The sequence below is a fragment of the Lysinibacillus sp. 54212 genome, assembly GCF_036662795.1.
GTDB lineage: Bacteria > Bacillota > Bacilli > Bacillales_A > Planococcaceae > Lysinibacillus_B.
The window spans coordinates 25,008-42,069 of sequence record NZ_JBAFWZ010000005.1 but is presented as its reverse complement, the minus strand read 5'-3'; the positions used below and the strand labels follow the sequence as shown (position 1 = coordinate 42,069).

The window sequence follows — 17,062 nt, the reverse complement described above, 5'->3', positions numbered from 1 at the left end:
ATTCAATAAGGATTACTTTTTAATGGTTTTCACTTAGTGACTATAAAAAAACCTCCAGTAATTATTATGTTACTGGAGGTAAAAATCATTATTGAATTTTTACTTTTTTACTATTAATAATGGCACCATTTTTATCATAGGCAAAGAACTCTACTTCTTCATAAATGTCGAAATTTTGTACTTTACGTATATCGTATTCTAGCTCAAACATATTATGTCCGATTGAGAATAAATCATACTGTAGATTTCCGCCAACAGAGTAGAAGTTAACTTTTACTTTGTTTACATCGGTACAGTTTGGATTTAATGCTGCCTCAAAGAAAATTGTATTACGTAAAATCGTAATTTTTGCTTCATTAAACATATTTACGTTAATAGAGCACATTGCAGTTGAACCCGTATAATTACAAATAACTTTGTCATATACCGTCTGGTAAACACCACTAATATCTTCATGGTTAGTTACGTGATAATTCATTCCACCAGTATCATTTGCTAATTTTTTCATTAACGTTTGATTTGTTTCAGATGGTTTCCCAACTGTTATTGTATAAATCTTCACGCCAGCATTTTTAGCAAGCTGAATCATTTGTGAAACCTCTCCAGCCTTTGTATTACCATCTGATACTAGTATTAATGCTTTAGGCATCGTACGGTCACCGGCTGATTCAAAGTTAGCAATAGCCGTTTTTACACCTTCCAGCATATTTGTACCACCATTACGATTACCAGCATTAAATAAATCATCACCAAGGAATAATACTTGATCTACAGTACCTTTCTTTTCTAGCGTACCCTTTGTAGAGAAGGTAGCTGCAATCGTAGGTTCTGCATCCATTTTTTTGATTAACTCCTTTGTTTTAGCTCCAATTAAATTTCTAGGATCTACCTTTTTCATCGACGCTGAATTGTCAACGACGAACGCGATTTCTGCTAAAAGACTACAAGAGCGATCGTCTATAGGAGTCGTAGCAAAAATTTCATTCGAAACGGGCTTATCATATAAACTTGCTAGCAGCTTATGATAACGTGTATCACTATTTGTTTTTGGTAACGTCACCTTTACCTCAGAAGTACCATAAATTAATCCTTCAAAAATAGCGATAGCCTGCTTTGTTCCGCCTGTATTCGTTACATTGTCGACCGTATTTGTATTAAAGTAAGTTTGTTTAACAACACCGTTATACTCAATATTTACAGGTCCACGATAGTTTGTAATTGGTAATCCTCCTGGTGCAACTAATGAAACCATTACTTTTGTAAAGCTACCTTCAAGCTTCTCCCGCTCCGCATCCTTTATATCCTGCAGGGTTTTATCTGCAAGCTCTGCTAGGGCTAGTAAACCATTTAGCTCTGAACGATAATTTGCCAACGCAGAGTTATTTATTTCAGCCTCACTTAATCGAGCATAAATCGCTTGAACAGCTTTAATGCTCTTATAGTTTGCCATTGAGAAGCTATCAATTTTTTTCGGCAACAAATCGATTAAATAAAGAAGTACTGCGTGACTCTGCGGATCATCTGCATTAAAAGGACTCGTATATTTATTCGGAATAGCTGAGAACGGAATGTTGTAACCAGCAAATCCATTGCCATCTAAAAAGTAATCTAGCGTAATCGTAGTAGAGCTACCTTCCTTCAGGTAATCGCTAATAATATGTTCGAATAATTGCTCTGATATATCAAACCCTGCTAAACGAACTGTAGCATGCTCATAAACTGGTTCTGTCACAACAGTCCCTAATGAACTATCTTGATTCGATGAAGCTAAATATAACGTTTTATCATCAGGGTCAATGGCAGAAACAGAAATTGGTCCTGGCTTTAATGTCGGGTACGTTATAGGATATTTCGTCTCATCTCCGTCATCTCCACCAACATATTCCTCGTTATATGAATCATAAATTTCATAGGTTACTTGTAATTCAGGCTGTGGAACATACTGAATCGGAATTTCAATTCGTTTGTTTTTAAATACGGAATAACGAGCTTCATTATTATTAACAAGCTCTAAATAAATTGTATCTCTTACTGATTGTGGAAGCTTCGGCGCTTTAATATAAAAATCTAAATCGCCCCCATCAGAGAATACTGTTGCAGTTGGTGCACCACTTGGCGAGTTGCTCGCAAACCCTCCCTGTATAAGGTTCCCATCTTCATCAGTTTTCCCACTTAATGTGAGCTTTGAGCTAACTTTAAATTGAAGAGATGTTTCATACGGAATTGTTTTACCGTAACCATCCTTTAATTTAATAGAAACAAGTGTTGAATCTTTACCGTTCGCAATTAACTCTGCATTTTCAACAGTAATTTTTTGTACCGCTTTATTAGCTGATGATGTATTATCCGAGACATCATTGTTTCCATCCTGCCCATCACCTAAATCTACCGATGAGCCACCTGATTCAACAAAATTAATTGGCAACGTAATTTTATTATTATCTTTGCCCTTTGCTGGACTTGTTAAGCCATCGACAGCAATCTTACCTTTTTTAGCCATACGATATAAAAATACTGCAGCATCTCCGCGAGTTAATGTCTTTTTAGGCATGTAGCTTTCGTATGTTTTCTTTCCAGAAGTACCTGAAGTAATTTCATTTACATACAAATATTGCACCGCATGAACCTCTGATAGGTCAAGCCCATGCATCGCCGCATATATTTTTGCAAAGCCACCACGTGTAACACTCCCATTACGCTTAGAAACACTTAAAGTTCCATTTAAAGGGATGTGGATTTCACCGTAGTAATTATAGAGCATATCCGTTGAAAGTGAATGCGGATAATTTCTATCTAACTTCGCAAACATACGGACCAATTGTGCCTCTGTAATTGCATTATTGGGATTAAATTTTCTCCCCGTATTTAACGAAATCAATCCGTTATCAACAGCCCAGTTTGCCGCTGTATATTTTGCATCTGTTTTTTTCATATCCGAGATTGATGCCGCTTGTGCTTCAATCGCAAAAGGCAAATACGATGCAAATAAGAGGACAGAACTTATAATAATCGCCATTATTCTTTTCATATTCCCGCCTCCTTACTCAAAAAATAGTATGTCATCACGATAATTTTGTTTTAAATCATTTTCTAAATATAATAAAAACCTTACAATAAGCGATGCCGATTCAGCACGAGTTAATGTACCAGTTGGGTTAAACTTAGTTCCGTCTCCATGCATTAATCCTAATTCTGTTACAACATACACCGCATCACGAGCATAATTCGCGATTTTTGCATCATCGGTATAATGTGTTTTATAGCCTGGATCTGGTGCCTTTCCTTCAAACCCGAGCGCCCTTACCAATATCGTAGCCGCTTGCTGTCTTGTTAGCCTTCCTTCTGGCTGGAATGTTTTAGGACCCATACCAGCGATTACACCTTTATTAACTGCAGATACTAAATAATTGTAATCAACACGAGACGTTCTCACATCATTGAATAAATTAGGCTTTGCAACCGGTTTTTGCGTTTGCTTTTCTAATTCAACACGTCTGTCAGTTGCTTTAGCGACCGCAATGGCAAAATCGTAGCGTAGCATCGGCGTATTAGGTGAGAAGAAATTAGAGTTATCTGTAAAGATCCCTAATGAATATAGCTTTTCAATCGAAGGCTTTGCCCAATGCTTTGATAGATCACGAAACTTTGGTACTATTAATCGTTCAATACGTGGCATATATTCACTATTAAATTCAATTGTTCCTGTTCCTGATGGTAGTTCATATGTGTATTCAGACATCGTGTCTGCATCTGTATTAACTGAATAACCACCATCAAAGCTCGATTGAGAGGCAGGGTTTTCTTCATAATTTAATGTTTTCGATTTTGAATGAGAAACTCGGTTTTTCACAAGTCCCTCCCTGCCATCTGCAAAACTATAAACATACTCCATTATTTGTGTTTCTGTAGCACCCCAATAGTTTTCATATCCTACATTTTTACCATAACCATTCACTGTAATTTCTTGCTGTAAACCATTACGTAGCTTGTACGTATATGTTTTTCTAAAAATAGCATTACCCGAAAAATAATCAGAAGCAGCACGCTTGTCCGTAATGACGCTTTTCGATAATTGATAATCCGCTAAAGTATAGGTAACGCTACCGATTTTAATTATCTCCTTAAATCTAGTGACGTCTCCTGTTGCTGTACTTTGCCCGATCGTATCATAATCACTCACATTGGATACATACGTAAAGTCCCTTGTCAGCGTAGACGAGTTTGGTCCTACTAATTTAATTGAATATTTTTCAGTTATTTTGTTGCCACTTTTTGTTGTCGTTACTTTTACATCTTTACTCGTACCTGTAAATCTAATTGGCTGTCCTGTAAGGAATATGTATTCCTCATATGTATATTCGTTTTTAATACCACCTGTTAAATCAACAAATTTAGCCGATGATTTTTGTGGAATACTGACAACCACTAGTAGAAAGGCTAGCAAGATTATCAATAATCCTTGGCTTTTCCGCATACATAGAAGCCCCTCTCTTATTAATATGTGTAGAAGGCATGCAGGGAATCTACATGCCTTTTCTATTATTCATTTACTAGAATGATATGTGCCTTTAATTGTGAATCCGTCATCAATACGACACGGTCCTTAGGTTTTAGCTGTGAGGCTGAAATGGTCTTACCGTCTTTAATAATGACAGCCTGAGATAAGTTCATCGTCGGAATACGTGCTAGGTCTAACCATGCACCCTTTTGCCATTGACTTACATCCTTGACTTCCATCTCTTCATTTGCAGCATTTACTGAAGCAATGCGACCTGTAATGACCTCTGACGATTCCGTTTGGTCACTGTTTAAGAAATGAACGGCCTGCACATGTCCATCCTTTACATAGAAGTAACCGTATTTATTTGTTTGCGTTGCTAAGCTTGTTACTGCAACTTTCACAGAACCGTTATTTCGAGTAGCTACTGTATTATTACTGAAGGATAATTGCTTTGTCTCTTCATAATTCCAATAGTTATTTTTAAGCTTCATTAAATTATCTGCTTCTAAAATATATTTAGAGCCATTTACTACAGACAATTTACCAAAGTAAAGCTCATGTGACGCTAGGTTCGGTGATAAGAAGCTATCATTTGTAATATTAATCAAATGTGTGTAGTTACTTTTATTAATACCGTCCGTTAAAACAAATGCTGAACCAATTGACGTTAATGTAGATGGCTCTACTAGTCGTCCATTTCGAACTAGAATCGACCCATTATGATAATACATTATTCCGGCATCCTTTAAGCGGAAAAACTTTAATCTTGTATCTACTAAATTAATTTGATCAAAGAATGTACGTTCATAGTTATCTAAAACAATAATCTTTTTTACTATTTCCGAACCGAATGATTTTGTTGTTACATAATACACATCACTGTCTTTATAATTTCGCAGTTGATTTTTTGTGATTCTTTTATTACCAACATAGATGGAAGTTGCATTATTAAACTTAACTGTTTGCTGATCCTTATCAACGGTTGTTCCAAATGACCAATCCGTAAACGGCTGAGCATTAACAACTGTTAATCGATTACCGATCGAGTTTACTGATCGTATTGTTGCTTTATATAAATTTTCAATAATTGCACCCGTCTGAATAATTTCCAGCTCAGAGATTACAGCAGTATTTGGTGAGGAAAACCTAATTTTCACTCGATCGCCTTCGTATAGCGTACTTAAGTCCACACTCGATGAGCCTTTGAAATACGTTGTACTGTTATTAATATAGTATTCCTGCTCTTTTCCTGTATCGAGCTTCACACGAATAAACATCCCATTCGGATCAATTTTCGTGACACTTCCGGAAAGCTCCTTCCCATTTTCAGGGATATTTCCTTCATCAATTTTTGATGTACCTGTTAATTTTGAAACTCGACGTAAATTTACTGTAGCTTCTACCGCCATTCCATATTTAAAGCCCTCAATTGTTGTTGGCGTATTGTTAATATAGAAATACGCACCCTCATCAATATTAAAGGAAACTGTTCTTCCTGAACTATTTCGCATTGTCATCGAGCTTAATTTCCGCTCAACTGTACCATTTTTCCCTACTACCTCTTTATAGGAAGCACTTTCAAATGTCCCTTTATACACAGTGGCTGCCTGTGCCGTATTGGCTATCGGTAGTGCAGTAAAAGTTACTAAAATCGCTATAATATAGATTGCAAGCTTTTTAAACACGTATATTTCCTCCTTTACTCTTGTACAATATCAAAATTATATCAAAAATGAGAGAATAATTCTCTATTAATAAAGTTATGTAATAGAACCATTTTATAGATAAACAAACGGCAGTATATTACTTATAGATCACCTATGTAGAATAAGTGAAATAAGCGGAATGATATTTGAGTCATTCCGCTAATATAAATTAGATTGAAATATCAATACTTTGTCCTAGGCTTGGATGTGGTGCATCCACCATAAGCTCCGTTAATTGTTGTGCCTGTTGTTGCTGCGTTTCCATTACTTTGTTAGTAACAGCTAGTGAGACGTTTTGCATTAATTGAGATTGACTCATTGCCATTGATAATGCTGCAATATCCATAGAAGCACCTCCTATCCTTTTTATCGGATAGATCTAGCGTTCATCAAGTGTAAATTCAAAATAACAAAAAAACGCCGCCAGTTCATTTTAAAATGAACTAACAGCATTGTTTATTACATACGTGCCTCGATTTCTGCCCATGCCTGCTCGAACCCAAGTCCTTTTTCAGAGGAAAAGACGATTAACGGATCCTGCTTATCCATTTGCAGTGTTTCTCTTACAACTTTTTTATGCTTATCCCATTTTCCTTTTGGAATTTTATCAGCCTTCGTTGCAATGACAATACACGGAATATTATAGTGCTTTAAAAAATCGTACATCATACAATCATCATTTGTAGGAGAATGACGTAAATCTACAATAAGGACAACCGCTTTTAGCAATTCTCGTGCTGTGAAATACTTTTCAATCATTTTCCCCCAAGCCGCACGCTCAGATTTAGAAACTTTTGCATACCCGTAGCCCGGTACATCTACGAAAAACAAACTTTCTTCAATTTTATAGAAGTTTAACGTTTGTGTTTTACCTGGCTTAGACGAAATACGCGCTAACGCTTTACGCCCAATCATACGGTTTATAAATGAAGACTTTCCGACGTTTGAACGTCCTGCTAGCGCAAATTCTGGCAGTCCATCTTCTGGATATTGTTCTGGTCTAACGGCACTAATGACCATTTCGACATTATGGACTTTCATTCTTTTTAAAACCCTCCATCAAGTGCCAACTTAAGCACTTCCTCCGCTTGTGACACTAGTTTAAATGACAGCTGCTCGCGAACTTGCTCTGGTATATCATCAATATCGCGTTCATTGTCTTTTGGTAAAATAATGGTCGTTAAGCCCGCACGATGCGCACTTAGTGACTTTTCCTTTAATCCACCAATCGGTAACACACGACCACGCAAAGTTACTTCACCTGTCATACCAACTTCTCGTTTAATCGGCTTTTTCGAAATTGCCGAAACAATCGCAGTAACAATCGTAATCCCCGCTGAAGGGCCATCCTTAGGAACGGCACCCTCTGGAACATGAATATGCAAATCATGTCCATCAAAGAAATCAGCATCGATGCCTAACTTATTCGATAATGATCGAACATAAGAAAGGGCTGTTTGTGCAGATTCTTTCATCACTTCACCAAGTTTACCTGTTAGCTGAAGCTTTCCTTTACCTGGCGTTAATGATACCTCAATTTGTAATGTATCGCCACCAACCGTTGTATAGGCTAGTCCTGTCGCAATACCAATTTGATTTTCTGTTTCTGCTTGTCCATATCGATATCGATGTTTTCCAAGCATCTCAGTTAATGTTTTAGATGACACTGTAACTCGTTTCTTTTCTCCAGAAACGATTATTTTAGCAGCTTTACGGCAAACCGTCGCAACTTGTCGCTCAAGCCCGCGAACTCCAGCCTCACGAGTATAATAACGAATTAAATCAAGAATCGCTTCATCCTTCATAATTAGCTGGGATTTTTTTAATCCATGCTCTTCCATTTGCTTCGGAATTAAATGATTTTTCGTTATTTCTGTTTTCTCTAATTCCGTATAGCCTGCAATTGTAATGACCTCCATACGATCAAGTAGAGGTCCAGGAATAGTTCCTAAATCATTCGCTGTTGCAATAAATAGTACATCTGATAAATTATACGGCTCTTCAATATAATGGTCACTAAATGTACTATTTTGCTCTGGATCTAAAACTTCCAGCATCGCTGCTGACGGATCACCACGAAAATCATTCGACATTTTATCTATTTCATCAAGTAAAAATACAGGATTCGATGTCCCCGCTTTTTTCATCCCTTGAATAATTCGACCAGGCATTGCACCTACGTACGTTCTACGATGACCTCTTATTTCAGATTCATCACGAACGCCTCCTAGTGATATACGGACAAATTTACGGTCTAAACTTTCAGCAATTGAACGCGCTAAGCTTGTTTTCCCTACACCTGGAGGTCCTGCTAAACAAATAATCGGACCACGTAAAGACTTTCTTAATTGACGAACGGATAGATATTCTAAAATACGTTCTTTCACTTTTTCTAAGCCTTCGTGATCACGATTTAAAATCTCCTCTGCATGCGCCGTATCTAATCGATCCTCTGTCTTCTCACTCCATGGGATGGATACTAACCATTCCACATAGTTACGAATAACACCACTTTCAGCACTAGCAGAAGGTAGCTTTTCATAACGATCAAGCTCTTTTAGGGCTACCTTACGTGTAGATTCCGGCATACCTGATTCGTCAATTCTTTTTCGCAGGTCAGAAACTTCCCCCGTTTTTCCTTCACGATCACCAAGCTCCGCCTGAATTGCTTTCATTTGCTCTCGCAGGAAATATTCCTTTTGAGTACGCTCCATCGCCTGCTTAACTTTAGTGTTAATTTTCTTTTCTAAATTCAATACTTCTTGTTCATCGTGTAGACGGATAATTAAATGATCCAGTCGTTTTTTCACATTGAAAATACTTAGGATTTCCTGTTTTTCTCCTACTTTAAAAGGCAAATGTGAAGAAATAACATCCGTTAAACGGCCCGGCTCCTCAATATCTAGGACAGATTCAATCGTTTCAGTTGTTATTTTATTCGACATTTTTGCATACTTTTCAAAATACGTTAGTAACGTACGCATTAATGCTTCTGTTTCAGCATCCTTTGTAACTGGATCTTCATGCAATTCAATCGTAGCCGTAGTAAACTGCTTGCCCTCCTGATAATCAGTCATTTTAGCACGTACAATACCTTCCACTAAAATGCGTAGAGTACCATTCGGCAACTTTAACATTTGCTTTACATTCGCTAGCGTACCTACATCATATAAATCGTCCTGATCCGGTGATTCTACTCGCATATCTTCTTGTGTTGCTAAGAATATTTGGCTCTCGTTTAACATGGCATGCTCTAGTGCAGCAACTGAGCGTTCACGACCAACATCAATATGTAGCACCATTGATGGATAAACAAGCAAGCCTCTTAAAGGTAATAATGGGATATTTTCTTGTATTTTTTTCACGCGGGTATTCACCTCCATCCAAATCAATCCGTACCAACCCGCAATTGTAGTATGTGTTTAAGTTAGTTAGTTTTTTCATTCATTTATCAGATTGTATGTATAAAGAATATGGAATAAAAAGCTGACTACGACTGTGCTATATGTTACACGTACGTAGCCAGCTCATTAAAATAATCATACGCTATTAAAAAGGCGCATTTTAAAAACGATGTTATGCCGACGTTTTATTGTTATCTTTTTCAAAAATCGAGCCATCTGCTAATAATAGCTTTGGTTCAGCTTTTTCTGTAATCGTTTCGGCTGTAATAATACATTTCACAATATCTTCTCTCGAAGGTAACTCAAACATCACATCTAGCATTGTTGATTCAATGATTGAGCGCAATCCACGAGCACCTGTTTTACGCTCGATAGCAAGCTTAGCAATTTCAACTAATGCTTGCTCTTCAAATTCTAGCTCTACATTATCAAGCTCAAGCATTTTTTGGTATTGCTTTGCAAGAGCATTTTTCGGCTCAGTTAAAATTTGTACTAGCGCATCAACATTTAACTGCTCTAAGCTCGCTAATACTGGTAGACGACCGATAAATTCTGGGATTAAGCCAAATTTTAATAGGTCCTCTGGAATTAGCTGAGCTAGTAAGGAGCCTTGTTCCTCTTGCTTACTCGCATTAGAGCCAAAACCAATTACTTTTTCTCCTTGACGACGCTTAATAATTTGTTCGATACCGTCAAATGCTCCACCGACGATAAATAAAATATTTGATGTATCTATTTGTAAAAATTCCTGATGTGGATGCTTACGTCCACCTTGAGGAGGTACACTTGCTACTGTACCTTCAAGAATTTTTAAAAGCGCTTGCTGAACGCCTTCACCTGAAACATCACGTGTAATTGATGGATTTTCAGATTTACGTGCTACTTTATCGATCTCATCAATATAGATAATCCCTTTTTCCGCACGCTCGATATCATAATCTGCAGCTTGGATTAGTTTTAGTAAGATGTTTTCAACATCTTCCCCAACGTAACCCGCTTCTGTTAATGAAGTAGCATCTGCAATAGCAAACGGAACATTTAAAATTCGTGCTAATGTTTGAGCTAATAATGTTTTACCACTACCAGTTGGCCCGATTAACACAATATTAGATTTTGACAACTCAACGTCATCGATTTTCGAATTAGAATTAATACGTTTATAATGATTGTACACAGCAACAGCTAATGCTTTCTTAGCTCGTTCTTGTCCAATTACATACTCATCTAACACACCTAAAATCTCTTTCGGCTTCGGAATATCTTTAAACTCGATTTCTTCCTCTACGCCTAGCTCCTCTACGACGATTTCTGAGCATAACTCAATACACTCGTCACAAATATATACGCCTGGTCCTGCAACCAGTTTACGAACTTGTTCTTGTGGTTTTCCACAGAAAGAGCATTTTAAATTGCCTTTTTCATCATTAAATTTGAACAATTTGTTTCACCCCTATTCAAGCAACAATCTTACAAGATTATGCATGCATTATCAAATATATTGTCTGTAAAAAAGTTACCTTATCAATATTCCTTGCTTCTAATAGATGAATTTATTACTAAGAATATCTCATATATGTATTAATTGCTATTTTTTATTCATTCTATATGTGATAAAACAAGGCACGGTTTATATTCCGTACCTTGTTTTACATTCTTAAGACTATCTTACCAGAATCGGCTATAACGGCCGTTCAAATTTGAAAACCAAAATTATTCTGAGATTTTAGCGTTTTCAACTAAAAGTTCAACTGTTTTCTTCGTACGAATATCGTTTTCAAGAACAGCTGTGCCGCCTAAAGCTGTTTTGATTTGCTCTACAGTCATGTTGAATTGGCCAGCCATAGAATCTAACTCAGCCGTCATATCTTCTTCTGAAACTTGAACGTTTTCAGCAGCAGCGATTGCTTCTAAAGTTAAAGAAACACGTACGCGATTTTCTGCATCAGCTTGCATTTGCTCACGTAAAGCTTCCTCGTTTTGACCAGAGAACTGGTAGTATAAATCAAGATTCATACCTTGCATTTGCAGACGTTGACCAAATTCTTGTAGCATACGATCTACTTCTGTGTTGATCATTGAAGCTGGAATTTCAACTTCAGTGTTTTCTGCTGCTTTTTCAACTAGCTCATCACGAAGAGCGCCTTCTGATTCAGCTTTCTTTTGCTCGGCAGTTTGCTCTTTAATTTTCGCACGTAGAGCATCTAAGCCTTCCACTTCTGGATCGATTTCTTTTGCGAAATCATCGTTTAGTTCAGGAAGAACCTTTGTTTTTACTTCTTTCACTGTTACTTTGAACGTAGCTTCTTTACCAGCTAATTCAGCAGCATGATATTCTTCTGGGAAAGTAACAATAACGTCTTTAGCTTCGCCAGCTTTAACACCTACTAACTGCTCTTCAAAGCCAGGAATGAATGAACCTGAACCGATTTCTAATGGGTAGTCTTCACCTTTACCACCTTCGAAAGCTTCGTCACCAACGAAACCTTCAAAATCAATTACAGCTGTATCACCGTCAACGATTGCCTCGTCTTCTTTAATTTCTAATTCAGCTTTTTTTGCTAATTGTTCTTGAATTTGTGCTTCTACTTCTTCATCTGTTACTTCTGTTGAAAGCTTAGCTACTTCAAGACCTTTGTATTCGCCTAATTTTGGCTCTGGTTTAACAGTTACAGTTGCTGTAAATGTGAAATCTTGACCTTTAGCGAAGTTTTCTGTTCCAGCGATTTCTGGGAAGTCAACTGGCTCAATTCCAGCTTCGTCGATTGCATTAGAGTATGCATCTGGAATGATAATTTCTAAAGCATCTTGATAAAGTGCTTCAGCGCCATACATTTTTTCAAACATTGGACGAGGTACTTTCCCTTTACGGAAACCTGGTACATTAATATTTTTTACTACTTTAGCAAATGCTTTATCTAAAGCTTTGTTTACATCTTCAGCAGGTACTTCGATTGTTAATAATCCTTGGTTACCTTCTTGCTTTTCCCATTTTACTGACATTTAGACGACCTCCAAAATAAGTTTAAGGTTGTTAACCAAACTGTTCGTTTTATACGATTTTGACAACCATTTTAGTATAACATAGATACGATTAGTTTCAACTTTTTTCACATATGTTGTAATTCAGTTAGTTTTTCTAGAGTCTGTAAAAATTCAATTATTTCATCGTCCATTTCCTGCACTTTGCCAAACATCGTGTTCACATAATCGATATAGCTAGCAGCCACATCTTCATCCTCATAGTGTAACCATTCGAAAGGGTATGTGACAATGGCATGCTTTGATATTAAATATTGCACAAGCTCTAATGTTGAAGGCTCTTGCTCAAGCTTCCCCCCAATAATAGCGGACACATTTTGAAAATGTGGTAATCGAGTAGGTAGCTTCAATTCGGCAGGATTCACTATTTGTGAAAGCCCAAATTTTCGAATCGTTATTTCCATAACCACTTCCTGCTCTACTAATAAAATAAGAAGCAGGCTTTTGATAAATGGATGCGTTTCATCATACTCTATTATTTGCTTTAAGCTTTGCGCTATTGGTCTTATATTTGCTAAGGTTAATTCATGAACAAGCATAAGCTGCTCATTCGGCGGCTTGGATAAGAAATGCTCTAAGGAAAAATCACTTTCAGCTAGAGGTGGCTCATTCGAAAATGATTCTTCAAGATGCTGTTTATTTTCAGCAATCTCAGCATTTAATTTTCTTAAACGTTCAAACTTTTCTAGTTGATCATCTGGTATAGCATCCTCTTCTACTAATGATTCAATGATTTTTTCAACCTGTTTAAACTGTCTAAGTTGCATACTAATTGTTAAATAAAGCTCCATTACTTCAAAATACATCGATGGTCCAATAGCAAGCAATCTTTCGCATATTTCCTTCGCTTTTTCAAAATCTTTCGCCTCGTACAACGAGTATGCATAGACACTTAATGTCATTTCGTCGCCTTCCGAATATTTTAATGCCTCTTCAAAAGTCGTATTGGCCAGATCATATTGATAATTTTCCGCATATGAATGCGCCTGCGAAAGTAATCTTTCCACTGCACCAGGAAACATTATGACATTTTCGAATTTCTGTAGCGGTTTTCTCTTTTTCTTCAAAACCTCTTCACTCCCGGTAAGGCAATGCCTTCATTAATTGTATTTTACATAGTATAGTCAAAATGAACAATATTGTTTTATGATAAAACGAAATGTACTCATTCTATGTTTCCCCTCTATTGATTTTATTCGATCAAAAATCTACTTTTTAATCTAACTCAAAGGTTAATATGCTATAATTTACGATATGTAAAATGAAGGAGTTTGAATATGAATTACGGATTTATTGGTCTTGGAAACATGGCACAGGCTATTATTAAAGGGATGATTGGGAGCGGTTCTTTTGATAGTAACTCCATATACGGACTAAATCGCTCACTTGAAAAAACAGAGTCGCTTGTAAAGGAATATAATATACAAGCATGTACAACTATTGAAGAAATACTGTCAAAATCAGAAGTAATTGTGCTAGCTGTTAAACCACAAGTACTACCTTCCATACTCCCCACTGTACGACAAAATTTACGAGACGGTCAGATCATTATTTCGATTGCCGCCGGTAAAACTCTTCAATACTTACAGGGAAATTTAAAAGAGGATACGACTATTTTCCGAGTTATGCCTAATATTAATGCAATGATTGGCGCATCAACAAGCTGCTATTCAACAAGTCCGACTACGTCTTCGGCACATAAGAGGTTAGTTGAAGAAATGTTTACAACCGTTGGATCTATTGTCGAACTTCCAGAAAACTTATTCTCCATCTTCACTACAATCGGCTGTGCTTCTCCAGCTTTTACGTACCTTTATATTGACTCTCTTGCTCGTGCAGCAGTAAGCGAAGGAATGCCAAAACAAATGGCGCTCCAAATTGCTGCAAACGCTGTTTTAGGAAGCGCTAAAATGGTACTAGAATCAAGTGATCATCCGTGGTCATTAATTGACCAAGTTTGCTCACCAGGTGGCACAACGATACAAGGTGTAACTTCACTTCAAATTAATCACTTTGAAAGTACGATTTACGATGCAGTAGCAGCAGTTACAAATAAGGACAAGAGCTTACAATAACAAAAGTACTTTTTACAGAAGAAGTGATGAAGGCATCGAATGCTTATCATCACTTTTTACATTCCTTTCGCTCCATATTTGTTAGCCTACCCATAAAATTTTGAAAATTTCGATTTTTATACTTTTTTTCACGAAAACATAGATTGTAAAAAGTTGTTAAAATTGCTATCCTTTTTTCGGGAGGGATAAAATTGAAAATGAGCAAGCAATTTTTCCGCCTTGATACTATTCGCGACCAACTTCGCAGGTGGGTCGTATTATTTACAATCATCATTAGTTTATTTATTTTATTGCCGACGTTTATTATAGAATACCGCCAAACTTTGAAGGATCAGTCTGAAAAGATGGATTTCTTTTTAGACAGTCAGCATTATTTTTTTGAAAGTTGGCTAACAGAAAGGTCCCGTGATATTCATACACTTGCCAATTTAGAGATGGTAAAAAATTATGAATTTGAAAAATCTAGAGAGGTTTTTATTGAGCATCGTGACCAGTCTGATTTTACAGATATTATATTCGTCAGCAAGGAAGGCTTCGTACAATTTGATACAGTAGAACGTGAATCGATGGATGGAGTCGTTATTGATGTAAATGACCGAGAATATTTTCAGGTGGCTAAGGCAGGGCAGCAACAATTTATTACAGATATACTAATCAGTAAAGTAACAGGCAAGCCGATTTTAGCATTTGCATCCCCTATTTTCGATAAAAATAATAATTTTAATGGCGTTGTTTTTGGTACAGTGAACTTATCTACAATTGATGAGCTTCTTTTTGAATCTAGGGTAGGTTTTTTTGGACACGCTTACATTGTAAACAAGGACGGTATGCTGCTAACTGAGCATATTGCACCTAAAAAAGGTGAAGCTAGTGCCGCTTCCGAAAAGAATTTTACAGAAAACTACAACATCGCCCCACACATATTAGAAATAGCAAAAGATAATAACGGGAAAATTAATTATTATAAGAATTACAATGGTGAATGGGTGCTCGGTGCAAGCAATCCGATTAACCGTGAAAACTGGTACTTAATATCTGAGGTTCCCGTGTTAGAGGCACATACAGCTGTTTTCCAAAAAATGTTTCTACTCATCATTTCGATCTTAGTTGGAGCTTTTGCCACAATAAAAATCATGCTATATTTTGCACGAAAATTTGAAGAGCCTGTTCACAAGTTAATTCAAGGATTACATAACATTCAGCAAGGCGATTACGATTATAAAATCGATGAATCCTCCATAAACCGTTATGCAGTTGAATTTCAGGAGCTTGGCAACGCTTTAAATCATATGGGTTCTAAAGTAAAGGAAAATGTTAATTTACTAGAGGCATTATCCTTATCTTGTCCACTTACAAAGCTCTATAATCGTCGTTATTTGATGGAGCAGGGAGAGGTACTATTACATCAAGCTATACTTGATAATCAGTCCTGTGCATGCATTGCAGTTGATATCGATTTCTTTAAAAATGTAAACGATACATATGGACATTTAGTCGGTGACGATGTGTTAAAATTCATCGCAAAGCTCATGCAAAAAACAGTTCGTAAAACCGATATCGTGACTCGCTACGGCGGTGAGGAGTTTATCATCCTACTACCAAACACGACTTTGAAAGAGGCTAGCATAGTGGCAGAGAAGGTTCTACGATCAATTGAAGAAAATCCATTCGCAAAAAATGAACTCTACATTCCAATAACTGTTAGCATTGGCGTAGCAGAACGACTAGAAGTAGGTGCTGTTACGATTTCGCAGCTTATCCATTATGCTGACCAGGCACTTTATACCTCAAAAAATAATGGACGTAACAAAGTGACTCTTTACGAATCAACTGTTATAAATAATCAATAGAAACCCGGAAATGTTAGTTCATGTTCTAACATTTCTCGGGATGTTTTTATTGTAAGAGCTCATCACAATGTGAATAAAAATACGTCTCAACGATTTGCTGAAAAGAATTCATCGTCCAATATGCCTCATCTGCTTCTCTCACTACTTGGTAAAAAGCCTCTTCGCAGCCTTGATTTCGCTCTAGTAATTCGTAAAGACTTACCATTTCTTGACCATACTTATCTATAATGTCCATATAGCAAATAGCCTTAGCTTCTACTAATGTATTCAATATAACATTCAGTGGTTTATCTATATTTTTTTCATTAAACAGCCAGTTTAATACATCCTCGTGACCACCACTCTCCATTTGTGAATAGTATTGAAATAAAATATATGCACGATTTTTTACCGGATGTTGTGATGGATAATCGATATCACTAATTCTTTCAACAATGGCATTCCAAATATCTTCTTTCGATTTGTATTTCATTCTGACCACCCCCTA

Annotated in this window: 12 protein-coding genes; 2 read left to right on the top strand and 10 right to left on the bottom strand. The window is 36.7% G+C overall.

Annotated features, from left to right (window positions below):
- Positions 1-88: 88 nt before the first annotated feature.
- The 9 genes from V4T18_RS04840 to V4T18_RS04800 form a co-directional block, all read right to left on the bottom strand.
- Complete coding sequence (locus tag V4T18_RS04840; protein WP_332647102.1) at positions 89-3,028, bottom strand: VWA domain-containing protein; 2,940 nt, start codon at positions 3,026-3,028, stop codon at positions 89-91.
- Positions 3,029-3,040: 12 nt separating this feature from the next.
- Positions 3,041-4,474, bottom strand: coding sequence for an S-layer homology domain-containing protein (locus tag V4T18_RS04835; RefSeq protein WP_332647099.1), 1,434 nt, complete (start codon positions 4,472-4,474; stop codon positions 3,041-3,043).
- Positions 4,475-4,539: 65 nt separating this feature from the next.
- Positions 4,540-6,186 (bottom strand): hypothetical protein, encoded by a 1,647-nt coding sequence (locus V4T18_RS04830; RefSeq protein ID WP_332647097.1) that lies wholly within the window; start codon positions 6,184-6,186, stop codon positions 4,540-4,542.
- Between the two features lie 190 nt (positions 6,187-6,376).
- On the bottom strand, positions 6,377-6,553 hold the full coding sequence (locus V4T18_RS04825; RefSeq protein WP_332647095.1) for a YjfB family protein: 177 nt from the start codon (positions 6,551-6,553) through the stop codon (positions 6,377-6,379).
- Positions 6,554-6,666: 113 nt separating this feature from the next.
- A complete protein-coding gene (gene yihA / locus V4T18_RS04820; RefSeq protein WP_332647093.1) occupies positions 6,667-7,248 on the bottom strand; it encodes a ribosome biogenesis GTP-binding protein YihA/YsxC in 582 nt (193 codons plus the stop codon).
- A gap of 5 nt (positions 7,249-7,253) precedes the next feature.
- The gene (lon, locus tag V4T18_RS04815; protein WP_332647090.1) at positions 7,254-9,590 is read right to left on the bottom strand and encodes an endopeptidase La; all 2,337 of its coding nucleotides are present in this window, start codon (positions 9,588-9,590) and stop codon (positions 7,254-7,256) included.
- Between the two features lie 193 nt (positions 9,591-9,783).
- The gene (clpX, locus tag V4T18_RS04810; protein ID WP_332647088.1) at positions 9,784-11,049 is read right to left on the bottom strand and encodes an ATP-dependent protease ATP-binding subunit ClpX; all 1,266 of its coding nucleotides are present in this window, start codon (positions 11,047-11,049) and stop codon (positions 9,784-9,786) included.
- 272 nt (positions 11,050-11,321) lie between these two features.
- Positions 11,322-12,611: a trigger factor gene (gene tig / locus V4T18_RS04805; RefSeq protein ID WP_332647086.1), complete on the bottom strand. Its 1,290-nt coding sequence runs from the start codon at positions 12,609-12,611 to the stop codon at positions 11,322-11,324.
- Between the two features lie 107 nt (positions 12,612-12,718).
- Entirely contained in the window at positions 12,719-13,717 is a 999-nt protein-coding gene (locus tag V4T18_RS04800) for a tetratricopeptide repeat protein (protein ID WP_332647083.1), read from the bottom strand.
- 210 nt (positions 13,718-13,927) lie between these two features.
- On the opposite strand from V4T18_RS04800, the gene proC reads away from it, so the two are divergent.
- Both proC and V4T18_RS04790 read left to right on the top strand, forming a co-directional pair.
- Positions 13,928-14,725 carry a pyrroline-5-carboxylate reductase gene (proC, locus tag V4T18_RS04795; protein WP_332647082.1) on the top strand — a complete coding sequence of 266 codons (798 nt, stop codon included), beginning with the start codon at positions 13,928-13,930 and terminating at the stop codon, positions 14,723-14,725.
- 197 nt (positions 14,726-14,922) lie between these two features.
- A complete protein-coding gene (locus V4T18_RS04790; protein ID WP_332647080.1) occupies positions 14,923-16,575 on the top strand; it encodes a sensor domain-containing diguanylate cyclase in 1,653 nt (550 codons plus the stop codon).
- A gap of 46 nt (positions 16,576-16,621) precedes the next feature.
- Here V4T18_RS04790 and V4T18_RS04785 read toward each other — a convergent pair whose 3' ends face one another.
- A complete protein-coding gene (locus V4T18_RS04785) occupies positions 16,622-17,047 on the bottom strand; it encodes a hypothetical protein (RefSeq protein ID WP_332647078.1) in 426 nt (141 codons plus the stop codon).
- Positions 17,048-17,062: the final 15 nt, after the last annotated feature.